At 46.7% G+C, this 23,927-nt stretch carries 18 protein-coding genes; 13 read left to right on the top strand and 5 right to left on the bottom strand.

Annotated elements, in window-relative coordinates:
- Positions 1–247: 247 nt before the first annotated feature.
- The gene (gene tnpA, locus M2137_RS12095) at positions 248–712 is read left to right on the top strand and encodes an IS200/IS605 family transposase (RefSeq protein ID WP_280766705.1); all 465 of its coding nucleotides are present in this window, start codon (positions 248–250) and stop codon (positions 710–712) included.
- Positions 713–1,015: 303 nt separating this feature from the next.
- Positions 1,016–1,984: a helix-turn-helix domain-containing protein gene (locus M2137_RS12090; protein ID WP_280766704.1), complete on the top strand. Its 969-nt coding sequence runs from the start codon at positions 1,016–1,018 to the stop codon at positions 1,982–1,984.
- Here M2137_RS12090 and M2137_RS12085 read toward each other — a convergent pair.
- From M2137_RS12085 to mfd, 4 genes are all read right to left on the bottom strand, one after another.
- The gene (locus tag M2137_RS12085) at positions 1,979–3,286 is read right to left on the bottom strand and encodes a Na+/H+ antiporter NhaC family protein (protein WP_280766703.1); all 1,308 of its coding nucleotides are present in this window, start codon (positions 3,284–3,286) and stop codon (positions 1,979–1,981) included. The genes M2137_RS12090 and M2137_RS12085 overlap by 6 nt on opposite strands.
- Before the next feature lie 7 nt (positions 3,287–3,293).
- Complete coding sequence (locus tag M2137_RS12080; RefSeq protein ID WP_280766702.1) at positions 3,294–5,882, bottom strand: DUF5686 and carboxypeptidase-like regulatory domain-containing protein; 2,589 nt, start codon at positions 5,880–5,882, stop codon at positions 3,294–3,296.
- Positions 5,883–6,008: 126 nt separating this feature from the next.
- Positions 6,009–7,910 (bottom strand): AMP-binding protein, encoded by a 1,902-nt coding sequence (locus tag M2137_RS12075; protein ID WP_280766701.1) that lies wholly within the window; start codon positions 7,908–7,910, stop codon positions 6,009–6,011.
- Between the two features lie 41 nt (positions 7,911–7,951).
- The gene (gene mfd / locus M2137_RS12070; protein WP_280766700.1) at positions 7,952–11,314 is read right to left on the bottom strand and encodes a transcription-repair coupling factor; all 3,363 of its coding nucleotides are present in this window, start codon (positions 11,312–11,314) and stop codon (positions 7,952–7,954) included.
- Between the two features lie 540 nt (positions 11,315–11,854).
- Here mfd and M2137_RS12065 point away from each other — a divergent pair.
- The 9 genes from M2137_RS12065 (at position 11,855) to cobC (ending at position 20,295) form a co-directional block, all read left to right on the top strand.
- Positions 11,855–12,871, top strand: coding sequence for a histidine kinase (locus M2137_RS12065; RefSeq protein ID WP_280766699.1), 1,017 nt, complete (start codon positions 11,855–11,857; stop codon positions 12,869–12,871).
- A gap of 5 nt (positions 12,872–12,876) precedes the next feature.
- Positions 12,877–13,617 (top strand): LytTR family DNA-binding domain-containing protein, encoded by a 741-nt coding sequence (locus M2137_RS12060; protein WP_280766698.1) that lies wholly within the window; start codon positions 12,877–12,879, stop codon positions 13,615–13,617.
- Between the two features lie 77 nt (positions 13,618–13,694).
- On the top strand, positions 13,695–15,188 hold the full coding sequence (locus M2137_RS12055; protein ID WP_280766697.1) for a cobyric acid synthase: 1,494 nt from the start codon (positions 13,695–13,697) through the stop codon (positions 15,186–15,188).
- Positions 15,185–16,189: a pyridoxal phosphate-dependent class II aminotransferase gene (locus M2137_RS12050; protein ID WP_280766696.1), complete on the top strand. Its 1,005-nt coding sequence runs from the start codon at positions 15,185–15,187 to the stop codon at positions 16,187–16,189. The genes M2137_RS12055 and M2137_RS12050 overlap by 4 nt, the downstream gene beginning before the upstream one ends.
- On the top strand, positions 16,180–17,136 hold the full coding sequence (gene cbiB / locus M2137_RS12045; RefSeq protein WP_280766695.1) for an adenosylcobinamide-phosphate synthase CbiB: 957 nt from the start codon (positions 16,180–16,182) through the stop codon (positions 17,134–17,136). The genes M2137_RS12050 and cbiB overlap by 10 nt, the downstream gene beginning before the upstream one ends.
- 3 nt (positions 17,137–17,139) lie before the next feature.
- Positions 17,140–17,649: a bifunctional adenosylcobinamide kinase/adenosylcobinamide-phosphate guanylyltransferase gene (gene cobU, locus M2137_RS12040; RefSeq protein WP_280766694.1), complete on the top strand. Its 510-nt coding sequence runs from the start codon at positions 17,140–17,142 to the stop codon at positions 17,647–17,649.
- A gap of 21 nt (positions 17,650–17,670) precedes the next feature.
- Positions 17,671–18,708, top strand: coding sequence for a nicotinate-nucleotide--dimethylbenzimidazole phosphoribosyltransferase (gene cobT, locus M2137_RS12035; protein ID WP_280766693.1), 1,038 nt, complete (start codon positions 17,671–17,673; stop codon positions 18,706–18,708).
- A 1-nt stretch (position 18,709) separates the two neighbouring features.
- Positions 18,710–19,471: an adenosylcobinamide-GDP ribazoletransferase gene (gene cobS, locus M2137_RS12030; protein ID WP_280766692.1), complete on the top strand. Its 762-nt coding sequence runs from the start codon at positions 18,710–18,712 to the stop codon at positions 19,469–19,471.
- Between the two features lie 302 nt (positions 19,472–19,773).
- Entirely contained in the window at positions 19,774–20,295 is a 522-nt protein-coding gene (gene cobC / locus M2137_RS12025; protein WP_280766691.1) for an alpha-ribazole phosphatase, read from the top strand.
- Positions 20,296–20,298: 3 nt separating this feature from the next.
- Here cobC and rluF read toward each other — a convergent pair whose 3' ends face one another.
- Positions 20,299–21,195 carry a 23S rRNA pseudouridine(2604) synthase RluF gene (gene rluF, locus M2137_RS12020; RefSeq protein ID WP_280766690.1) on the bottom strand — a complete coding sequence of 299 codons (897 nt, stop codon included), beginning with the start codon at positions 21,193–21,195 and terminating at the stop codon, positions 20,299–20,301.
- Between the two features lie 375 nt (positions 21,196–21,570).
- Between rluF and ettA the strand changes: the two genes are divergently transcribed.
- Positions 21,571–23,253 carry an energy-dependent translational throttle protein EttA gene (gene ettA, locus M2137_RS12015; RefSeq protein WP_280766689.1) on the top strand — a complete coding sequence of 561 codons (1,683 nt, stop codon included), beginning with the start codon at positions 21,571–21,573 and terminating at the stop codon, positions 23,251–23,253.
- A gap of 6 nt (positions 23,254–23,259) precedes the next feature.
- Positions 23,260–23,895 (top strand): DUF1080 domain-containing protein, encoded by a 636-nt coding sequence (locus tag M2137_RS12010; RefSeq protein ID WP_280766688.1) that lies wholly within the window; start codon positions 23,260–23,262, stop codon positions 23,893–23,895.
- Positions 23,896–23,927: the final 32 nt, after the last annotated feature.

Below are 23,927 nucleotides of genomic sequence, written 5' to 3'. Positions count from 1 at the left end.
GAAATATCAAAATGCTATTTCGACTTTTCTTTCAAATCCTCTTTTTCTATCTCACGAAAGGATTCCCCTTATGCCAAAATGACAGAAAGGAAAGGCACAACCGGATGGTTGGTAATCTTTGTAGGCCGTTGCTTCAGCATCGGTATAAAAGAATGAATTCCCCTTTGGGGCGTGCCGAAGGTATGCCATCTTGTTTCACTATATCATAAAAAACACTATATTTGGTGAAACTAAAAACCTATTAACTATGGCTGACACATACTCTCAACTGTATATTCAACTTGTTTTCGCAGTTAAAGCAAATCACTCTTCACTACTGAGAGGAGGGTGGAAAGATGAAGTAGAAAAATATATATGTGGAATAGTCTCCAATCATAACTGCAAAGTATTAGCTATTTATTGTAATCCTGATCATGCACATCTATTGATAGGGTTGCGTCCAAAGACGCAGATCAGTGATTTAGTCCGGGAGATAAAAAGCTCATCATCCAAATTTATTCACGAACGGTTTGACAAAAACAAACATTTCCAATGGCAAAGTGGATATGGTGCATTTAGCTATTCACATTCACAAATAGATCAGGTGTGCCGGTATATATTGAATCAGAGAGAGCATCATCGTAAAAGAACCTTTAGAGAAGAGTATATAGATATTTTAAACAAAACGAAAGTGGCATACGAGGAGAAGTATTTGTTCGAAGCGATGCCATAAAAGAGATGGCATACCTTCGGCACGCCCCAAAGGGGGAATCCATTATTTTATACCGATGCTGAAGCAACGGCCTACAAAGATTACCAACCGTTCCGGTTGAGCCTTCGGAAAAGGGATTCACTGTTTATACAGATGCTAAAACAACAGGTTACAAAGATTCTCAACCCTTTCTGAAAATGTCTTTTTTGCATATGAAAAATTACTATCTTTGCGTAAGGTAGAAAAGTCTTGGTATGGGCAACAAAGACATCCATCTTTGCGCTTGGCCTTGCGTATTGCTAACCACGTATATAACCCAAAGAGATGGAGAAGCTGTTGATTCAGGAAAACATATTGCAAGTCATAAAAGAGAAAATTCCCAATAGGACTGTATTAGTAAATTTATTGGTTGATTTGCTGAATATCGAAAAGGAGGCTGTATACCGGAGGATCCGCGGTGAAGTCCCTTTTTCGTTTGCTGAAATAGCCCTTATTGCCAAAGCCTTTGATATCTCTTTAGACGCGATCATCAGTAATACACTCTCATCGAAAAGTCGTCCGTTTCAACTGAAAATGATCAATTATTTTGATCCGCAGGAGATCGATTATGCTATGATGCAGGAGTATAATGATATTTTGGTGGATGCTTTGGATGACCCCACTTCGGAGTTGGTCGATTGTACTTCCATATTTCCCTTGCAGCTCTTACAAGGATGTCACTATTTGGAACGGTTACAATTATTGAAGAATATCTATGAATCCGGTCAGACCAATGCAATCAAGAAGTTTGACGAGGTTTTTTTCAATGAAAGAATGGGCGAGTTGTCCAATGAATGTAGCCGTTTAACCAGAAGGATCAAAAACGCTTATTACATTTTTGACCCGTTGATTTTCCAGTATTGGATAAATGATATTATCTATTTCAAAAATATCGACCTACTCAATGAAGAGGAGGTGCGCTTATTGAAGAAGGATTTGGAGAGGTTGATTTTCAATCTGGAGCAAGCGGCAACCTTGGGGGTTGATAAAGAGACGGGGAGCAACCTACATTTCTATATTGCCAGCATCAATTTCAATGTGAATATGTGTACGGTAAAGCTAAACGAATACCATATTAGCTTGATAAAAGCATTTGTGTTTAACCATTTTACCTCCTTAGATATCGAGTCGTTTGAGCTTGTTAAACAACGAACAAACTCCATGTTTCGTTCTTCCACGTTGATCTCCGTCAGTGGAGAGAGACAGCGGAAGATCTATTTCGACCGGCAACGGGAGATTATTAACGTCTTATGACAGGGTATACTTGCGGGGGTATTGAAATAGAATAGCTAACATCCCGCCTATACCCAATAGATACGGATAATAGAGGTATTGCATAATCTCGATAGGGGAGACCTGGCTAAGCCCGGCAGCCATTAGTAGTTGGGCTCCGTATGGCAAGATACCCTGAATAAAGCAGGAAAACATATCCAACAGACTGGCGCTTCTGCGCGGATCGACATGAAAGCGGTCGGCAATGTCTTTGGCTAACGGGCCGGACATGATCAGGGCTATCGTATTATTCGCCGTGCAGATATTGGCAAAACTCACCAACGCGGCAATGCTTATTTCGGCGCTTTTGGTCGAGTGGATGCGCTGGGTGAGCTTTTGCATGAGCCAATCGATACCGCCGTTATAACGTATCATCTCCAGCATACCTCCGGCCAAAAGGGTGACGATAATCAATTCCCCCATACTATTGATGCCTTCACCCATTGCTCCGGTCCATCCCCAAAAATCCAATCCGCCGGTCAAGAGTCCGATAAGGCCGGAAAACAGGATGCCGATAAAGAGAACCACAATCACATTCACCCCGCAAACAGCGACAACCAGGACTATCAGATACGGAATCACCTTCACCCATTCAATGGTTTCCGGCACGTAATTGCTTTCCATGCCCCATCCTTTCAATAGATAGAGTAATCCGGCAACGAGGGCAATCGGCAGGGCGATGCGTATATTCACTTTGAATTTGTCGCTCATCTCGCAGCCTTGCGTGCGGGTGGCCACGATGGTGGTGTCGGAGATAAACGAGAGATTATCGCCAAACATAGCGCCGCTCACGACTACTCCCAGCATAAATGCTTCGGGCATACCGGCCTTGGCGGCAATACCTACGGCCACCGGTGCCAAGGCAACAATGGTACCGACGGAGGTGCCAACCGAGAGGGAGATAAAACAGGCAGCGATGAAGATACCGACTGCCAATAGATTGGAGGGCAACAGAGCCATGGTGAGATTAACGGTGGCATCGATAGCGCCCATCGATTTGGCCGTTTGCGCAAAGGCTCCGGCTAAGATAAAGATAAGCACCATCAACATGATGTTGCTATTGGCAGCTCCCCGGCAGAACTGCTCCACCCGGTTGGTGAATTTCCCGCCTTTCGACAGGACGATCGCCACGACCGAAGCAATCACAAAGGCTACGGTGATCGGCATCTTATAGAAATCACCGGCTATAATCGATACAACAAGGTAGGTAATCAGGAATACGCCCAGTGGGATCAGTGCCCACGGATTGGGTGTATGCCGGATATGTTTGTCTATTTTCTCCATGATGCAACTAGAAAGTGAATCGAAGCGCTATTCTGAAACCTCCTTTGTGGATATTCGGCTCATTCAGGTAGGTGAGCCTTCTGTAGTAATCAACGCGCAACAGCTTGAATATGTTTTCTATACCGACGCTGGCTTCCAGGTAAGGCGTTGACCCTAAAGGGCGTGTTCCGTCGGGCAACTGGAACAATCCGGTGGGGTTAATCAATGGATTGTTTTTATCGGTTAAGCCTCCGTATATACCGTTGAAAGAGAGAACCTCACGTAGCTTCAGCCATTTGATAACCGGGATCCGGTTGAATATCCATCCTTTCAGGTAGTAGGTAATGTAAAAGGCCGCATACTGATCGGTTACGAATTCCAAAGCGTTCATCATATTGAATGCTTCGGGCTGTATGGTGACCGACTGGTTGGTGTTGGGCATGATCAATAGCGGGAAAGGCACCTTGTTCCAGATCTTCCCGGCTTTTACCTTCGCATCGATATGTCCGAAGGAAGAGAGCCAGATACGCTTTTCGGCACTCAGTTCCGTGTGGTGATAGTTATAGTCGCCTCCTAAGAAATCTTTAAACCCTATCTGGTGGGATAGTCGTAGGATAGGAGCGTCCTGTGCCAATTTGAAGGCCGATTCTTTTCCCGAGCGACTGTTGTAGGCCTTTTCGCCCGGGGCAAAACGCAGTTGCATGCCTATTTCCGAGGTGGTAATGTCGTGGATATTCCGCAATAGGCCGTTTGCCGCATATTCATTGTAACGCAGCGTTCCGGCGGCTTCCCTGTTCTTGTTTTGTATCCAGGTTTTCAGTGTAAACCCGTTCAGCCATTCTTTTTCGTATTGAAGCATAGAGAGGCGGGTATATTCCATTTTGGTAATGGGTTCACCCACTTTCCAGGCTAAAAACATATTGTCTTTGCTGGTGAACAGGAAGTCCTGCCCCGGGGTGTAGACATCGTACTCCTGTATGAACGATAGGTTGTTGACGGTGCTCTCCAGTTCGTGGTATGTCTTATTGTTAAAGCTATGTGTCAGTCTGAGGTTGTATTTCAATCTTCTGTCGTCCATCCCGTAGGCTACATATCCACTGGCAAACCAACGTGGATGCAGATTGGCTGTCGTCATACCTCCCAGGCGGACACGGAATCCTTCCAGGCGGTTGGAGCTAAAGGTGGTATTCATCGGGCCAAAGTCGAACGGACTCTCTTTCTTGTCCGGTTTGGTGGGTATATATCCGCTGACCAATACTTCAATCGTTTTCACTAATACATTGAATACCGGAATAGCATAAAGCTCTTCCAATAGCTGTTTCAAGGCATCTTCCTTCTCGCGTAAAGGCGTATGTCGGTTGTTTACCCAGAAGGTATCGGGGCGGAGAGGCGCTTGGGGCAGGATATGGGTTGATCCCAGCAAGCCAAAGACCGAATCGGCATCGGCCGGGGCAAAATCATATTTATCGAAGTGTCGGTAGTTATGAGCATAGAGTTGCTGTGCTCCTTTGATCGCGTAGAAGTTGATATAGGTATTCTCTTCCGCCAAGACCCAGGTACTGTCGGGTGCCGGCTCGAAGTCTTGTTCGATTTGCAGAAAGTCTACCCAGTTCAGGTTGATATGGCGGGGTACATTCAATTGGCATCTTTTGACAGAATAATTCCCATCCAATGTGATATACAGCCTTCCCGTGAAGCCATAGCTCTCGCTATTGACAGGCACGAAAGCCAGGTCGACACAGCGGTCACCCCGGATATCGAGCGTATCCATAATGTAATACTGATAATAGGATACAGCAAGGGTGGAGGAGAGGGGGCTAACAAAGCGATTGAGCAATATCTCTATATTATTATCAAAGATATTTATGCCTTTGATCATCTCCTGCAGGTTGGCCGTCAGGGTACCTCCGTCTTCTATGGTCTGGTCTACCCCTTCTATGCGCTGCCCTTTGGTGATCATTTTCTCCGAACGGGGGCTTTTCCGATAGTATTGATCAGATATATTTTCGCGAACCGATAAGGTGAGAATAGGCTTTCCGGTAATCACGGAGGTATCGACGTAGTTCTTTATGAAACTGAACTTTTTCAACAAAGCATTCTTTTCCATGTTTGGATCAAAATCATCCAACGCTAAGGCAAGCTTCTCATATATCTCCACCTTATAGGTGTCTTTGGATTCGATCCGGTTTTTATCTTTGTTTTCGATCACTTTACGGATGAGTTCGACGGCCGGATTATCCCGACGCGAATACTTTTCCCGTGTCGGACGAATGGTTACCTCTTCTATTTCATACGAAGTAGGATGGAGGAGTATATTCAGTGCTTCGCTATTTCTTCCCTGGGGCAGGGCAAGCTTTTGGGTCTGATAGCCTAATGAACTGATCACCAAAGTGGTTTGACCACCGGTGGTTTGCAGGCTGAATGCTCCGTTATCGTCGGTCATGATACCGGTAGTTGTGCCTTCAAACAAGACGGAAGCAAACGAAACGGGCTCTTTGGTGATGGCATCTTTCACGGTTCCGGCAGCTTTGGTCACGGATTGCGCAAATAGGACGGTGCCACTTACCGCCAGTAATACTAAAATGATCAATCCACGTATATGGAACCTATTCTTCATGCCTCCTTTTTCACCGTATCAATTACGCCCGCAAAGGTACATTATTTACCTGATACAGCCACCTATAAGATGCTGTTTAGGCTAAAGTTGTCACTGTTTTGACGAATCGGATTCTTTATTCTATGACTATAAAGAGGCCAGGTTCTTTTCGTTCTGCGGGTTCTTACCGTCCGGCGTATAGAGATGCTCTAAGCGGTCCGCATACAGTTTCTCTACCTTTCCACGAACGATTTTTAGCGAACTGTTCACCAGGCCGTTTTGTTCTGTAAAGGGCTCCGGAAGCACGGCGAAGCTGGTAGGCAACCAACGCTCAGGGAACATATACGACAGGTCGCCTCCTTTACGGAAACGGTCTATCTGTTTCTGTATGATCGCGATGGCAGCAGCCTTTCCTTCTGGAGTGTCCAATGACAAGTTCTGATTCGATAACTCTCTCTTTATAAACTCTTTATTTGGAACAAGTAAAGCAACCGTATAAGGACTCTGGTTGTTATGTAGTACGATTTGATCGATAGCCGAAGAGTGTTCTACCAGCGCCTCCTCGATCCCTTCGGGGCTGTATTTCTCTCCGTCGCTGCCAATCAAAAGACTCTTGAAGCGCCCTAAAACATAGAGCAAGCCATCTTTCCCCATATAGCCCATATCGCCTGTGTACAACCATCCGTTTTTGATCGTCTCCGCGGTCGATTCCGGGTTTTTCCAGTAGCCGGCCATTACGTTTTCACCCTTGACCACCATTTCGCCTTTCTCGCCTAATGGCAACTCTTTGCCATCCATATCGCATATCTTCATTTCCAACGGTTGAACCAACACCCCGCTACTACCGAAACGGTAACGCCGCGGTCCGTTGGTGGAGATTACCGGCGTAGCCTCACTCAAGCCATAGCCCTGGTACATCGGGATACCGATCGCGTAATAGAACTTCTGCAGGTCTTTGTCTAACAGGGCGCCTCCTCCAACAAAGAAACGCATCTCCCCTCCGAAATTCTCACGCACCTTCCGGAAGATAACCCTGTCGTAAAGAGCAACCAGCGGTTTCAGTATGAAGCGCCAGCCGCGTCCATGCTCATCATCGCTGTCGCCATAATAGTTGATAGCGGTTTTGAGTCCGGATTCAAACAGGCTGGTTACCAATTTACCTTGCGCACGAATGCCCTGTTCGATGTTCTTTTTAAAGTTTTTAGCCAGGGCGGGAACACTCAGGATCAGGTAAGGTTTCACCTCTTTGATATTGATAGGGATATTCTTTAATGTCTCCATGCCGGTCTTGCCGTTTTGCACCGTTGCTACGCTGGCGCCTTTCGACATAAAGATATAGAAGCCAACTACATGAGCAAAGCAGTGGTCGAGCGGAAGAATAATCAAGGTACGCCAGCTGCTGTCGATGTCCATGCAGGTCAACGACTGCTCGACATTAGCCGTATAGTTGCGATGAGTCAGGATCACACCTTTGGGATCTGCCGTTGTACCGGAGGTGTAGGTAATCGTCGCAAGGTCGTCATTCTGAAGCGATTTACCGATTGAAAGAAACTCTTCCAGCGGATGTTCTTTCAACCATTTCTTGCCCATCTCGCTCACCTCGCGCAGGGTGATCTCTTTCTCTTCGTATATGTCCTGTTCATCGAATACAATGATCTTTTTGATCAGAGGTAGTTGGTCGATGATGGCTCGTATTTTTTTCAGTTGAGTGCCTGAAACCATGATATATTTCACCTCCGCGTGGATAAGACGGAAGAGAAGATCGTTTGCCTCTTCCAGTTTGATGGAGAGGGGAACATTGGTGGCTCCTGCATAAAACATCGATAACTCGCCGATAATCCAGGCATTACGCCCTTCACTCAATAAGGCCATATTATCGCCTTTCTTCACTCCCAAGGCGATCAGGCCGGCTCCCAGGTCATATACCTGTTCTTTCACCTGCGTGTAAGTGGTCGGTTCAAACTTGTCTTTCGTTTTCTCTAAAAGGAATGTGTTGTCCGGATATTGAGCTACCGAACCCTCAAACAGGTCAACTAATGTTTTTTTCATGATAATAGCACTTATTTGATTGAATAATTTCTCCTAATCTCTTACCGAATGACAACCGGCATCTGTTCCATCTCTTCCAGTATCGCGCATGCCTTCTCCACGGTGTCTACCTGCTTGATCGTAATACTTCGCTTTCCGTTTACTTCCCGCAGGTTGCACATCCGGGGATATTTCTGAATATAAGCGATCAATTTATCGAAAGCATCACTTTGGTAATATGGGCTATCCATATTAGAAACCAAGAAGATAGCCATTTGCTCTTTCTTTAATACTATCTTTTCCATACCCAGGCATTTTGCCATACGACGCAGGCGCACAATGCGGATCAACTCTTTCCCCTCTTTCGGTATTTTTCCGAAACGGTCTTTCAATCGCTCGGTAAATGCCAGAATATCCCGTTCCTGCTCCATATTATCCAGTTCGCGATAGAGCGAGATTCGCTCCGAATCGTTGGGGATATAATAGGGTGGGAACATGAGTTCCAGATCGCTTTCAATAAATGTCTCCCGCACATAATTTTGCCCGCTGTTGCGCACTTGTCCGGATGTTTCGCTGTAAAGATCGGAAAATTCTTCTGTTTTCAACTCATTAACAGCCTCTTCTAATATTTTTTGATAGGTTTCGTAGCCTAAATCGGCAATAAATCCGCTTTGTTCTGCTCCCAGCAGGTTGCCGGCGCCACGAATATCGAGGTCTTGCATCGCTATATGGATGCCACTGCCCAGCTCTGCAAAGTTCTCAATAGCCTGCAATCGGCGTCGTGCCTCCTGGGTCAGTGAGGAGAGAGGAGGGGAGAGCAGGTAACAGAAGGCCTTACGGTTGCTTCGCCCTACGCGTCCCCGCAACTGATGCAGGTCGGAAAGCCCGAACTGATGCGCGTTATTGATAATGATCGTATTCGCATTGGGCACGTCGATGCCGCTTTCCACAATACTGGTGGCAATCAATACATCGTATTCATAGTTGACAAAGTCGAGCAGGATCTTCTCTAATGTCTTGGGATCCATCTGTCCGTGGCCAACCGCAATGCGGGCGTCGGGCACTTCGCGTCGAACCAATGCTTCGATCTCGTGTATGTTTTGTATGCGGTTATTGATGAAAAATACCTGTCCGTTGCGGCTCATCTCAAAATTGATGGCTTCGCGGATAATATCGGGATTAAAGCGTTCCACCTCGGTCTGAACCGGATAGCGGTTGGGAGGGGGCGTAGATATATTGCTCAGATCGCGTGCGCCCATCAGGGAAAACTGCAGCGTACGCGGGATTGGTGTAGCAGTCATCGTCAGCGTGTCAACATTGCTTTTCATCTGCCGCAGTTTCTCTTTCACGGAAACGCCGAATTTCTGCTCCTCGTCGATAATCAACAAGCCCAGATCTTTGAACTGCACATCTTTGCTTACGATACGGTGGGTGCCTATTAATATATTGACCCCGCCCTCTTTCACCTCCTTAAGGGTCTCTTTTATCTGTGCAGCCGATCGCGCACGGCTGATATAGTCTATCCGGCAAGGGAAATCTTTCAAGCGTTCGGTGAATGTTTGGAAGTGCTGAAACGCTAACACCGTCGTAGGCACCAGTACCGCCACCTGTTTGTTGTCGGCCACCGCCTTGGCTGCCGCGCGGATAGCCACCTCCGTTTTTCCAAAACCCACATCGCCACAAATCAACCGATCCATCGGCCGTTCGGCCTCCATATCCATCTTCACATCGTTGGTAGCGCGGGTCTGATCGGGGGTATCTTCATAGATAAAGCTGGCTTCCAATTCGTTTTGCATAAAGCTGTCCGGGCTGTAGGAGAATCCTTTCTGCTGTTTTCGTTTGGAATAGAGGATAATCAAGTCGCGGGCAATGTCTTTCATTTTCGACTTGGTCCGCTCTTTCATCTTCTCCCAGGCACCGGTGCCCAGCTTGTTCAGTTTGGGCGATTCGCCGCTCTCTTTGCCTTTGTATTTCGAGAGCTTATGCAGAGAGTGGATACTGACAAATATCGCATCGTTGTTCTGATAGATCAGTTTGATGACCTCCTGAATATTCCCATTCACCTCCATACGCACCAATCCGCCGAACTGCCCTACACCATGGTCGATATGCACGATGTAGTCGCCGGTGGTAAACTGGTTCAATTCCTTGAGTGAGAGGGTGATCTTTCCGCTTCGCGCCTTATCGCTTTTCAGGCTGAACTTATGGAAACGGTCAAACAATTGATGGTCGGTAAACAAACAGATGCGCAACGTGTCATCCGCAAACCCTTCATGAATAGTGCGGTTGACGAAAGTGAACGGGATATCCTCTCCCCGGTCTTCAAAAATAGCCTGTATGCGTTTCGCCTGCTTCTCCACATCACTCAGGAGATAGAGCGTATATCCCTGTTCAAGGTAGGAGTGGAACGATTTGCTGACCAGATCGAAGTTCTTATGGTAAATAGGCTGCTGCTGGGTTGCGAAGGCGATGGTGGCTTCGGCTACCCCCATCGGGCGGGCGCCAAAATGCAACCGCCTGAATTCGACAACAGAACGCAGAAATTCATCGTCTGCGATCAGCTTGCGACGCATACTCTCCTGGCTCGAAAAGGAATCTTCGTCGGCCTGCATCGGCTCTTCCATCCAGATACCCTTTACCTTCTCTTTACACCAGGCCAGGTCTCTGACCGCCAAAAGCGCGTTTGCCGGGAGCGATTGCAGTAGCGAGGCTTTCGCATCACTGCTGGTGCTTATTTTAGGGACGATATAGATGCTGTTCAGTTTCTCTTTGGAGAGCTGGGTTTCGACATCAAAGGTACGGATCGTCTCTACCTCGTCGCCAAAAAAGTCGATGCGGTAGGGATACTCATGCGAATAGGAGAATACGTCGAGAATACTACCACGTAAGGCATATTGCCCCGGTTCATACACATAATCGACCTGCTCAAAGCCATAACTCTCCAACACATCGGATACAAAAATATTATCCAGCTTTTCCGCTACATGTATCTTCAGCGTATTCTCTTTCAATACCTCCCGCCCAATGACTCTTTCTGCCAACGCATCGGGATAGGTGACAATCACAAAGGAATCGGCCGGGTTTTGCAGCATACTCAATACCTCGGTACGCAATATCTCGTTGGCCGCATCGATATGTCCGTATTTAATAGATCGGCGGTAGGCCGAGGGGAAGAAATAGATCTCTTCGCCCGATGTCAGTTGCATCAGGTCATGGTAGAAATAACCTGCCTCTTCCATATCGTTCAAGATGCAGACAAAGCAATGATTGCCCTGGCTGAAAAGGGAGGCAAAAGCCATCGTGGCAGCCGAACCATGAAGCCCCTTTAAAAAGATATTGCGCGTATCATTTTTCTGCAACAGGGCATGAAGGGCGGATAACTGAGGGTGAGCACTATATAAACTGAGTAGTTCCTGTATTTCCATTTGTGCAAAATTACACAAATCTATAATATCTTTTGCTTTACGCTTCGTTTTTACTTGCTAAAGCGATACTTACATTTTGCTCAAAACAGGGAGAATTCTATCGTCGATGGGCATCGACAGTACTGTTCATGCCCTTCGACAGTACTGTCCATGCGCATCGACAGTACTGTCGATGCCCATCGACGATAGAATTCTCGGTACAAATATGCTGTTTTCACCCATTAATCAAAGCCTATCGTCCATTCGTCAAACAAATTTGGCGGGTTTTTTCCGATCCTGCATATTTGCATCAGAAACAACAAATAGATAGACTAATGACAATTGAAACAAAATATGACAAAATATTAAGAGGGTATATATGTGTGAGTGACAATCAAGACCTGTACTATAAATAGATTTAGGTTATCAATAATTAAGATGTAGTAGTAGTTCCCTATGGAGAGTATGTTTGATGGTTTGATAGAGCGCTGATGAAAAAGACAAACATACTCTCCTTTTCTTTTTATTGATTCTGTCAATAAATCTTTACATTTGCATGGTATGAACAAGGAAGGAAGAAAACGAAATGTGATCATTATCTCTTATTGGCTGGGAATCAGCTTGCTGGTTTGGTTCTCGCGCGATAAAGAAATGCCCTTTTCGGAGCGAATGTTTAGTTTTATTGCTTTTGCCGCTATCTACATCGTTATCTCTCTCTGTTTTAGTAAAACACTCTTTCGAAAGACAATCCAGAATAGAAAGACGCTTCCGCTGGTGGTGAAGTTCTTCCTGATGAGCGGCTGTATGGCAGTCGGTTTGCATTTTATGGATAAAATGTTTTGCTCGTTGGAGCAAATTGGTCTCTTTCAGTCGACCTATTACCTGGATGAAACCCTTCCGTTTATGGGGGGTATGCGTGATATCTTTCCTTCCGTCGTCGCTTCGAACCTTATTTTTTGTGTTATCCTGTTGTATTATGAGTATTCGCTCTTGCAGCAATCCAACCTGGAGGCTCAATTAAAGGTGTTGCATGCGCAGGTCAATCCTCATTCCATGTTCAATGTACTCAATTACCTCTATGTGTTGATACAGAAAGATACGGAACTGGCATCCGCTTTGTTGTTGAAATATTCGGATACCTTACGCTATCAGTTGTATAGCGGGAAAAGCGAAACGGTTAAACTGGGGCAGGAGGTGCAATACCTCAAAGACTTTATCGATGTGGAGAAGTTTCGTTGGGAAGACAAGCTCGATGTTTGTTGTACCTGGCAGATCGAGGATACCAATATGGATATTCCTCCTTTGTTATTCATTCCCTTTATAGAAAATGCCTTCAAGCATGTGTCGCGTTCGGAGTCCAACAAAGGGTATATTCATATTCATTTCGTCCAAAAGGGGCATTTTATTGCCTTGGAAGTGGAAAACTCCAAGTCGAACAAATCGGTAAAGAAGAAAACATCCGGTATCGGATTAGAGAATATAAAAGCGCGCCTGGAGATACATTACGGGCGAAGATACCATTTGTCAATCAAAGAGACTGATAATACTTATCTGTCTGTCCTTAAGTTATATACATAATATTTATGGAAGCATCCATTAAATCCCCTGTCTTGCGTTGTCTGGTCGTCGACGACGAATCGTTTGCCATCGAAGGGGTCATTGGGCTGATTGGCAAAGTGAACTTTCTGGAGGTGGTCGGCTCCTGTTCCTCCGCCATCGAAGCTTCCGATTTCCTTCGACAGGAAGAGGCTGATCTGATGTTTCTGGATATCAATATGCCTGACCTGACCGGGTTGGAGTTTCTGGAATCACTGGAGAATCCTCCTATTACTATATTTACAACGGCCTATTCCGAATATGCCCTGGATGGTTTCCGCTTGAATGTGGTCGATTACTTACTGAAACCGATCAGCTTCCAACGCTTTTTTCAGGCGGCGCAAAAGGCACTTGAACTATATACTTCGCGCCTGTCTATTCATCATAATGCGGAAGAGATTCCTTCTGATGTGTATATCCGCCAGGGAGATTCTTTTGTGAAAATCGCCTGGGAAGAGATCTTGTATGTGGAAGGGATGCAGAATTACCTGAAGCTTCAATTTAAGGAAAAACATTATGTAATCCACCAGACCATGTCGTCGATCGAAGAGATGTTGCCACGTGATGCTTTCTTTCGTATTCACAAATCTTTTTTGGTCAATGTGGCTCATATCGAACTGATTAGTGGTGGTCGAGTATTCGTGAACGGAAAAGAACTTCCTCTCTCCAAACATCGCAGGGAAGAACTGTTTGATACGGTTGTGAATAAGAAACTGATCAGTAAATAAGAAATACTACGCAGCAAACAGGACGTGTTTGTTCTAAAAAAGAGGTAAATTCGCAACTTCTTTTAGAACGAATAAATATGTCTGAACAGAAGAAACTGACTCCCCTTATGTTTGCCGGAACGGGCAGTGATGTGGGAAAGAGCGTGATTAATGCCGCTTTCTGCCGCATTTTCCTGCAAGATGGTTACCGACCGGCTCCTTTCAAGGCGCAGAACATGTCGCTCAACTCCTATGTAACGCACGAAGGGCTGGAGATAGGCCGCGCACAGGCTGTGCAGGCCGAGGCGGCTGGCGTACCCTGTCTGGCGGATATGAATCCGTTATTATTGAAACCCTCCAGCGATAAGGTCTGCCAGGTGGTGTTGAATGGGAAACCCTCCGGCAACCAGGATGCCTATACCTATTTCAGCCGGGAAGGGCGGGAGGAGCTGCGCAACGAGGTACATCGGGCGTTCGACCGCCTACAGGCGCATTACAATCCGGTGGTCATGGAAGGGGCTGGCAGTATTTCAGAGATCAACCTCCGGGAGGTGGATCTGGTGAATATGCCGATGGCGATCTATGCCGGAGCGAATGTGATCTTAGTAGCGGATATCGACCGCGGAGGGGTGTTTGCTTCGGTCTATGGCTCAGTCATGCTGTTGACACCGGAGGAGCGTAAACACCTGAAAGGAATTCTGATTAATAAGTTTCGGGGCGATATCCGGTTGTTCGAAGCGGGCATAAAGATGCTCGAAGAACTCTGCGGCATCCCTGTGATTGGAGTAGTGCCCTATTATAAAGATATCTATATCGAGGAGGAGGACTCCGTGATGTTGCAGACAAAGAATCTGCAGGCATCCCACAATAAGATAAACATTGCGGTCGTATTATTGCGCCATATGTCGAACTTCACCGATTTCAATGTATTGGAACGTGATCCGCGTGTTCATCTCTACTATACAAACAACAGGGAGGAGTTGGAGAAGGCGGATATCATCCTGCTGCCGGGAAGCAAAAACACGCTTGGCGATCTCTATGAATTGCGCCGTAATGGAGCGGCACAAAGCATTATACAGGCCAGTAAGCGGGGCGCGACCGTTGTTGGTATTTGCGGTGGCTACCAGATCATGGGGCAGGAGGTGTATGATCCGGAACATATCGAAGGAGGGATCGAGCGGATGCCGGGGCTTGGACTTCTGCCTGTTGTCACACGGATAGAAACTGAAAAGACCACCCGGCAGATGAGGTTCCACCTACTCGACAAAGAAGAGGTATGCGAAGGCTATGAGATCCACATGGGAACGACCCTACCAATCGAAGGGCAACCGACCTCTCCGCTAAACCGTCTGGATAATGGCAAGGGAGAAGGCTATTTCCTTCATACAACATGTTTCGGCACCTATATGCATGGTATCTTTGACAATCAAGCGGCGATCGACTACCTATTGGCGCCATACGCCGACAAACTCCAAGGTGCGCCCTTTGATATAAAAGCCTTTAAAGAGGAGCAATACAATAAACTGGCTGACCATGTGCGCCAGCATGTGGATATGGAATTGGTTTACCGCATAATGAATGAGCAACCATGATACAGGGACACGGAGATGATATCCATAACTACGCCGGGAAGATTGTTGCGAACTTTAGCTCCAATATACGCGGCGCGCAGGATATGCCGGCTCTGTGTGCTTACCTTGCTGCCCATCTGCATCTGATTCATTCCTATCCGGAGCCGGAGGCGGAGTCGCTTCGGGCAATGCTGGCCGGGAAGCTGGGGATAGAAGAGGCCTGTTGTTGTGTAACCAATGGCGCGACTGAAGCGATCTACCTGATCGCAAAAGCGTTCGAAGGCAGCAAAACAGCCATACTGATCCCTACTTTTAGCGAGTATGAAGATGCCTGTCGGATACACCGACATACGCTCTCTTTCTACGAGCAACCGGAAGAGATAAATCTCTCTTCCATGGATTTAGTATGGATATGTAACCCAAATAACCCAACGGGAAAGGTCTATAATATCGATCTGTTGAAAGATATGGTAGAACGAAACCCGCAAACCTGTTTTGTGTTCGATCAGTCATACGGGCATTTCACGAGGGAAAGGGTCTGGGATGTGCCGAAGGCAACAAGCTATCGGAATCTGATCCTTCTTCATTCCATGACCAAGCAGTATGCCATTCCCGGTTTGCGTCTGGGCTATCTGACCGCGCATCGGGATCTGATTGCCAACATAAACCTTTGCCGGATGCCTTGGTCGGTGAATGTATTGGCGGTAGAAGCCGGGAAATTCCTATTGGAAAACGAAGAGATGCAGCCTGAGTCTGTCTGCCTGGAAGAGGCTAAACGTTTGCAACAAGCGTTGCAAGATATCGAAGGACTGACGATCTATCCTACCGACACCCATTTCTTTCTCTGCCGTTTGAAGGATAGAAAGGCTGCCGCATTGAAGGAGTACCTGATTGAATCGCATGGTATACTGATCCGGGATGCCGCCAACTTCAGAGGATTGGATCCCTTTTGTTTTCGGATAGCAGCTCAGTTAAAAGAGGAAAACAATCTGTTAGTAAAAGCTATAAGGCAATGGATCTGATCTGTTTATACCGATTGATTCCGCTGTTGACGGGGTGGATAGCTGACCGGTTGTTCGGAGATCCACCTATGATGCCACATCCGGTAGTAGGTTTCGGTAAGGTAATTGCCTGGGGAGAAAAAACAATCAATAAAGGAAAGAGGCGAAAAGCGAAAGGGGCTTTCTTTAGTATCTCCCTGATTGTTTTGAGTTTTCTGTTGATGTATGCCCTGTTAGCGGGATTCACTGCGATTCATCCGAGTTTGGCGGTTGTCCTTTCCGCGATAGTTGTTTTCTATTGTCTGGCCGGAAAAACATTGATTAAAGAGGTTCGTCAGGTATTTGTGGCAACAGACCGCTCGGTGGAAGAGGGGAGAAGGCAGGTTGCCCGTATTGTTGGGCGTGACACCTTCGAGCTTTCGCCTCAACAGGTGCGTACGGCTGCTCTTGAAACCTTGGCGGAAAACCTAAATGACGGCGTGATTGCTCCAATATTTTGGTTCCTGGTGCTTGGCGCACCTGGTATGTTTGCTTACAAGATGGTGAATACCCTCGACTCGATGATCGGCTATAAGAATGAACGCTATAAAGAGTTCGGCTGCTGGGCCGCGAGAATAGATGATATAGCCAATTATATTCCGGCACGTCTGACGGCCGCTTTGATGGTTATTGCCAGCGGCAATCTTTCCTTGTTCGCTTTTGTACGCAGACAGGGACGACATCACGCCAGCCCGAACTCCGGCTATCCGGAAGCCGCCCTGGCCGGGATTCTGGGCTGCCGTTTCGGAGGGCCAAACAGCTATTTCGGCCAACGGGTAGACAAGCCCTATATTGGCGAACGGGAAAGGGAACTGACAACGATGGATATGCAGCGCGCCATACAAATAAACCGCCGGGCGGAAATCGGCATGTTGCTATGTGTTGTTATCGTCCTAATTGTGTGTACTTTTGTGGATCTTAGCATATAAATAATGAAAAAGATTATTCTGATAACCGGTGGACAACGGTCCGGCAAGAGTCGCTTTGCACAGGAAATGGCTTTGTCGCTGGCTGCCAATCCTGTCTATCTGGCCACCTCCCGCGTATGGGATGAAGAACATCGCCGACGTATCGAGCGGCATCGAGTCGAACGTGGGCCGGAATGGACAACAATCGAAGAAGAGAAACAATTAAGCCGCCATCGCTTTCCGGGTCGTGTGGTACTGATCGACTGTGTTACCCTGTGGGCGACCAACTTTTTCTTCGATCTGCAATCGGATGTCGAAGCCTCTCTCACTGAATTAAAGCAGGAATTTGATGCCTTTACCAATCAGGATGCTACCTTTATTTTCGTGACCAACGAAGTAGGAATGGGGGAGATGTCCGCCAATGACCTCCAACGTAAGTTTGCCGACCTGCAAGGCTGGCTGAATCAGTATATGGCCGCCCGTGCTGACGAGGTCTACCTGATGGTGGCGGGCATACCCATGCAAGTGAAATAACAAACCTAAAAATAAAAGACAATGATACGATTCACGATCGAAAAACCAAATGACGAGATACGTCCCTATCTGCAAGACAAAATAGATAATCTGACAAAACCCAAAGGTTCTTTAGGCGTGTTGGAAGACTTGGCGATGCAAATCGGCTGGGTACAGCAAACGCTCTCGCCCCAATTGAATAAACCGACGCATATTGTGTTTGCCGGTGACCACGGCATTGCAGCCGAAGGAGTCAGCCCTTCCCCGCAGGAGGTGACCTATCAGATGGTTGCCAACTTCTGGGCAGGAGGCGCAGGCATTAATTTCCTGGCGCGGCAGCATGGCATCGATCTGAAGGTAGTCGATGCGGGGGTGAATTACGATTTCAAGCCGGATGATCCGATTATCGACATGAAGATACGGAAAAGCACGCGTAACTACCTGCACGAAGCGGCCATGACACATGAAGAGATGGCCCTTGCCCTGGAGAGAGGAGCAGCGTGTGCGGAGGGCAGCTTCAAGGAGGGTTGTAACGTGATTGGATTCGGAGAGATGGGCATCACCAACACCTCCTCCTCTTCGCTCTGGATGAACGCCCTGACGGGCATTCCGTTGGATAAGTGTATCGGTGCCGGCTGTGACTTTACCGGCAGCATTATTCATCATAAATTCAACGTACTCAGCCAATCCATGAAGAACTATACCGGAGATGGATCGGTAAAGGATATCATGCGTTACTTCGGCGGGTATGAGATGGTTATGGCGGTTGGTGCCATGCTGAAAGCGGCCGAACTGAAAATGCTTATTCTGGTAGATGGCTTTATTATGACCAACTGCGTATTGGTTGCCTCCAAGCTCTATCCGGAAGTCTTACACTATTGTATCTTTGGACATCAGGGAGATGAAGCTGGGCACAAACTCTTATTGGATTATCTGAAAGCCTCCCCCATTCTCAACCTGGGATTCCGTCTGGGTGAAGGAACAGGAGCCCTCTGTGCCTACCCTATTATTGAATCGGCGGTCAGGATGATCAATGAGATGCATTCATTCAAGAAGATACAGGTAACAAAATATTTCTGATATGCTGAAAAGTGTAGCGGCTGCTTTTGTTTTCTTTACCCGCCTTCCTTTCTGGCGGCTGAAGGCGTTTCAGGTACCGCCGGAATATTTCAGCCGGGTGGTCAACTACTGGGCGGTGGTCGGATGGCTTACCGGAGGAATAATGGCGGCTACCTTATGGCTAACAGCGCAGGTATTGCCTTATTCCATTGCTGTGATTCTTGCCCTGTTAAGCCGTGTGTTACTGACCGGCGCCCTGCACGAAGACGGATTAGCCGACTTCTTAGATGGTTTTGGCGGAGGAAACACCAAAGAGCGTATCCTGGCGATTATGAAAGACTCACATATCGGAACATACGGAGTAATCGGACTTATCTTCTATTTCCTGCTGTTCTATTCCTTACTGGTAAACCTGCCTTATCCATTTGCCTGTTTCGCCTTGTTGGTGGGCGATCCGTTTTGCAAATTCATAGCCTCACAGTTGACTCGCTTCCTACCTTACGCTCGAACGGCAGAGTCGAGCAAGGCAAAAACAATCTATAAAGGAAGTACTCTTGGCGCTTTGTTGCTTTCTATTCTTTTCGGATTATTGCCCCTGTTTCTATTATTTGACACACACCTCTGGCTTGCCGCCTTAGCTCCTGTAGTGGTTTTTTTCTTTTTAATCCTCCTGATGAAAAAGAAAATACAGGGATATACCGGCGATTGCTGCGGCGCTCTTTTTCTGTTGTGTGAAATTTCTTTTTATATAGCTGTATTGCTTCTTGAACCGGGATTTCGCTGAATACATGATGGGCTATGATTTGATTCGTTTGATTTGAAAGATTTTTCTGATTGTTTGTATAATCAATCAGATGAATCAAAAAATGAATCAGGAAAAATCACATCATAGCCCATCATGTATTCAGCGAAATCACAGTTCAAGACGAATTATCATTTTGATAGCAAAATGGCCATTTTACTTTACAATATGATACGTTAAAAAATGTTTCTCCCGGGAGTTTGTGAAAAAAGTCCTGGGAGTTTGGAAAAATTCTCCTGCGTTTTTGACAAAATGTCAAATCGGGATTCACTATATTTGTGGATATGAAAGTTTACTTAGTACGCCATACGGCTGTTGGTTGTCCTCCGGGCATGTGTTATGGGCAGACGGATGTTCCCTTGAAAGAGACCTTTGAAGAGGAGGCGGCTGTTGTGAAAAAGAATTTGAGCGGTATCCTGCCTGATATTGTTTATTCCAGTCCTTTAAGTCGCTGTCGCCGGTTGGCCGCTTTTTGCGGGTATGCCAATCCGGTGTTAGACGACCGTTTGAAAGAGATCCATTTTGGTGATTGGGAAACCCAGCGATGGGATGATATGGATATGTCGGCCTGGGAGAAAGACTGGGTTGATACCCCGGCGCCCAACGGTGAATCGTTTATGATGATGTATGACCGGGTGGCCGATTTTTTCGATACCTTGAAAAGAGAAAAAAACTACCAATCCGTTATTATTTTTACACATGGGGGTGTGATCAGTTGCGCCCGTGTCTATTTTGAACAAGCGGATATACGCCGGACATTCGAACTGATGCCGGCTTATGGAGAGGTGGTTGCGTTCGAATATTGACCTTTAACCTCGCTTGCTTCTGGGACGAAAAGAGGTATTTCTTTCAGAAGGTTTGCCTGTTTTGCCTTTTCCTGCTGTCGGTCGGGCTGCTGTTGCTTTACTCTGTGTCGGCTTTCTTTTCGAGTGATCGGGTGTTTCCTTTTTGCGTACTGAAGAAGGCGCGGAGCTTTTCTTCTTGGTAGAAGTGCTTTGTGTTTTAGCGGATGTAGAGATTTTTCGATACAGCTCTTCAGTCTCGGCGGCTGTCAGGTTGCGGTATTGTCCTGTTTTTAAGTTGCCCAGATGAATATGCATAATGCGTATCCGTTGCAGCTTGGTAACGGTATATCCCAGGTATTCACACATACGGCGAATCTGTCGGTTGAGTCCCTGGCGCAATACAATCGTGAAGGTGTTGGGGCCTTGTTGTGTCACTACGCATTTACGGGTGACCACTCCCAGGATGGGTACCCCTTTTTGCATCCGTTGCACGAAGTCCGCCGTAATCAATTTATTCACCGTCACAATATATTCTTTCTCGTGATTGTTATCGGCACGCAATATCTTATTGACAATATCTCCCTCGTTGGTCAACAGGATCAATCCCTGCGAGTCCTTATCGAGGCGCCCGATGGGGAATATACGCTCCTCATGCCCAATGGCAGCCGTGATATTATTCTTTTCGTCGGCGTCTGTCGTGCTAACAACACCTACCGGTTTGTTATAGGCGATGATAACCGATTTGCTGGTCCGCTTGATCTCTTCTCCGAAAATCCTGACCGTCTGCCCCGGCGATACGACACTTCCTACCTCAGCTCTTTTGCCGTCGATGGTCACTTCACCCTGTTCGATATACTTGTCTGCTTCGCGACGCGAACAATATCCGCTGTCACTGATGTATTTATTAATTCGTATCTGCATGATGGATAGAAGATTTTCTTTATTTGACTGCAAAGGTAACATATAATATTTGTGTGTTTTAACAAAAACCTTTACTTTTGATTATTCTATACAAAACAAGTTTTAGGGTGTAATACTGCATAAAGAACCATTCGATAGATGGCACGGATCTGAAGAAGAAGCGTATCAATGTGACTCACTCCTATCTGGATCGACCTGATCGCCTCACCTATTCAACCATTTTGCCAAGTCGGTAATCGAACCGTTGGTCACATTCTTAGGCAACTTTTTTGTATCAAATAACTTCGTTCGAAATAACATTTTGCTCTGCGTTCGACTTTCACTATCTTTACCCCCCAAACATACAAACAGCTTAATCAATTACTACGAAAGAATATGGCAGACGACAAAAAAGTTATTTTTTCAATGGTGGGAGTGAATAAGATTTATCCTCCCCAGAAACAGGTTCTTAAAAACATTTATCTTTCTTTCTTCTATGGTGCCAAGATCGGCATTATCGGTCTGAATGGCTCCGGTAAATCTACTCTGTTAAAGATTATTGCCGGCTTGGAAAAAGAATTCCAGGGCGATGTAGTCTTCTCGCCGGGTTATTCGGTAGGCTATCTGGAACAGGATCCGCAGTTGGAGGCAGGCAAGACCGTCAAAGAGATTGTGCAGGAAGGGGTACAGGAGGTTGTCGATACCCTGGCTGAATACGAAGCGATCAATGAGAAATTCGGCTTACCGGAATATTATGAGGATGCCGACAAAATGGATAAATTGTTTGCCCGTCAGGCCGAGTTGCAGGATATTATCGATGCCAGCGATGCCTGGAACTTAGACAGCCGCCTGGAACGGGCGATGGATGCCTTGCGTTGTCCGCCGGAAGATCAAGTGGTCGATACGCTGTCGGGAGGTGAACGCCGTCGGGTGGCTCTCTGCCGGTTGTTATTGAAACAGCCTGACGTATTACTGCTCGATGAGCCTACCAACCACCTGGATGCCGAGTCGATCGACTGGTTGGAACAGCATCTGCAGCAATACGCCGGAACAGTAATCTGTATTACACACGACCGTTATTTCCTCGATCACGTGGCCGGTTGGATTCTCGAACTCGACCGAGGCGAAGGTATTCCCTGGAAGGGCAACTACTCTTCCTGGCTCGATCAGAAGACCAAACGCATGGCGCAGGAAGAAAAGCAGGCAAGCAAGCGCCGGAAGACCCTGGAACGCGAGTTGGAATGGATCAGCATGGCACCGAAAGCCCGCCAGGCCAAAGGAAAGGCACGTTTGAATTCGTACGAGAAATTGTTGAATGAAGACCAGCGGGAAAAAGAAGAAAAGTTGGAAATCTTTATACCGAACGGCCCTCGCTTGGGGAATAAGGTGATTGAAGCGCAGCATGTAGCCAAGGCCTTTGGTGATAAATTGCTCTTCGACGATCTGAACTTTATGCTTCCGCCGAATGGTATCGTAGGGGTGATCGGGCCGAATGGTGCCGGTAAGACCACCTTGTTTAAGATGATCATGGAGATGGAGACGGTTGACAAAGGTAATTTTGAGGTAGGAGAGACGGTGGTGATCGGTTATGCCGACCAGACTCATAAAGATATCGACCCGAACAAAACGGTTTATCAGGTGATTTCCGGTGGACAGGAATTGATCAAAGTAGGTAATAAGGAGGTGAATGCCCGTGCTTATCTGTCGAAGTTCAACTTCAACGGCGCCGACCAGGAGAAGCTTTGCAGCGTACTGTCGGGCGGTGAGAAGAACCGTTTGCACCTGGCACTGACACTGAAAGCCGGAGGCAATGTGTTGCTGCTCGACGAACCGACCAACGATATCGACGTGAACACCCTGCGCGCCCTGGAAGAAGGGTTGGAAGGTTTTGCCGGCTGTGCGGTGGTTATTTCCCACGACCGTTGGTTCCTGGATCGTATTTGTACGCATATCCTGTCGTTTGAAGGCGATTCGAATGTAGTTTATTTCGAAGGAAGCTATTCGGAATATGAAGAACACAAGCGTAAACAAAACGGATACGAGGAACCGAAACGAGTTCGCTATCGGAAATTAACATAAAGAATCATGAAAAAAAAAGTTTTTGTATTAAGCGCATTGTTTGTTGCTTTTAGCTTGAATCTGTCGGCTCAGAAGACAGAAAAGTTATTCAATGGAAAGGATTTGTCGAACTGGAGTTTTGTAGTCGATAAGAACTCAAAACCGGCAGAGCAGGTCTATTCCGTGAAAGACGGAGTGATTTGTATTGAAGGCACGCTGGGGTATATGTATACCAAAGAGAAGTATGGAGATTATAAATTGCATGTGGAGTGGCGATGGCCTAATGAACCCAATAACAGCGGTATATTCCTGTTGATCGACGAGCCGAACAATCCTTTTCCGAATGGCATCGAATGTCAGTTGCAAGCCGGAAATGCAGGCGATTTTGTCTGCTTAGGTGGTTCTGATCTGTTTGAGTTTCATCAACGCCCCGGCACAGAACGCCCTACTTTCCCTGTGGTGAAAAAGGCAAACGCATCGAGTGAAAAGGAAATAGGCGAATGGAACGAAGCCAATATCTGGGTAAAAGATGGCACAATCACGGTCTATATCAATGGTGTTTACCAGAATACGGGAACAAACAAAGTGAAAAGCGGACACATTGGCCTGCAAAGCGAAGGGAAGGATATTCAGTTCCGTAATGTGACTGTCACTCGGTGGTGATAGAAGCTCGCTATGTGACTGTGACAAAGTGG

Source organism: Parabacteroides sp. PFB2-10, assembly GCF_029893085.1.
In the GTDB taxonomy this organism is placed as follows: Bacteria; Bacteroidota; Bacteroidia; order Bacteroidales; family Tannerellaceae; genus QVMG01.
This window is presented reverse-complemented; position numbering and strand designations above follow the sequence as displayed.

Bases quoted from the DNA above. Each gene is read 5' to 3' on its own strand.
- tnpA (WP_280766705.1), top strand. From the start codon at position 248: ATGGCTGACACATACTCTCAACTGTATATTCAACTTGTTTTCGCAGTT.
- M2137_RS12090 (WP_280766704.1), top strand. From the start codon at position 1,016: ATGGAGAAGCTGTTGATTCAGGAAAACATATTGCAAGTCATAAAAGAG.
- M2137_RS12085 (WP_280766703.1), bottom strand. From the start codon at position 3,286: ATGGAGAAAATAGACAAACATATCCGGCATACACCCAATCCGTGGGCA.
- M2137_RS12080 (WP_280766702.1), bottom strand. From the start codon at position 5,882: ATGAAGAATAGGTTCCATATACGTGGATTGATCATTTTAGTATTACTG.
- M2137_RS12075 (WP_280766701.1), bottom strand. From the start codon at position 7,910: ATGAAAAAAACATTAGTTGACCTGTTTGAGGGTTCGGTAGCTCAATAT.
- mfd (WP_280766700.1), bottom strand. From the start codon at position 11,314: ATGGAAATACAGGAACTACTCAGTTTATATAGTGCTCACCCTCAGTTA.
- M2137_RS12065 (WP_280766699.1), top strand. From the start codon at position 11,855: ATGAACAAGGAAGGAAGAAAACGAAATGTGATCATTATCTCTTATTGG.
- M2137_RS12060 (WP_280766698.1), top strand. From the start codon at position 12,877: ATGGAAGCATCCATTAAATCCCCTGTCTTGCGTTGTCTGGTCGTCGAC.
- M2137_RS12055 (WP_280766697.1), top strand. From the start codon at position 13,695: ATGTCTGAACAGAAGAAACTGACTCCCCTTATGTTTGCCGGAACGGGC.
- M2137_RS12050 (WP_280766696.1), top strand. From the start codon at position 15,185: ATGATACAGGGACACGGAGATGATATCCATAACTACGCCGGGAAGATT.
- cbiB (WP_280766695.1), top strand. From the start codon at position 16,180: ATGGATCTGATCTGTTTATACCGATTGATTCCGCTGTTGACGGGGTGG.
- cobU (WP_280766694.1), top strand. From the start codon at position 17,140: ATGAAAAAGATTATTCTGATAACCGGTGGACAACGGTCCGGCAAGAGT.
- cobT (WP_280766693.1), top strand. From the start codon at position 17,671: ATGATACGATTCACGATCGAAAAACCAAATGACGAGATACGTCCCTAT.
- cobS (WP_280766692.1), top strand. From the start codon at position 18,710: ATGCTGAAAAGTGTAGCGGCTGCTTTTGTTTTCTTTACCCGCCTTCCT.
- cobC (WP_280766691.1), top strand. From the start codon at position 19,774: ATGAAAGTTTACTTAGTACGCCATACGGCTGTTGGTTGTCCTCCGGGC.
- rluF (WP_280766690.1), bottom strand. From the start codon at position 21,195: ATGCAGATACGAATTAATAAATACATCAGTGACAGCGGATATTGTTCG.
- ettA (WP_280766689.1), top strand. From the start codon at position 21,571: ATGGCAGACGACAAAAAAGTTATTTTTTCAATGGTGGGAGTGAATAAG.
- M2137_RS12010 (WP_280766688.1), top strand. From the start codon at position 23,260: ATGAAAAAAAAAGTTTTTGTATTAAGCGCATTGTTTGTTGCTTTTAGC.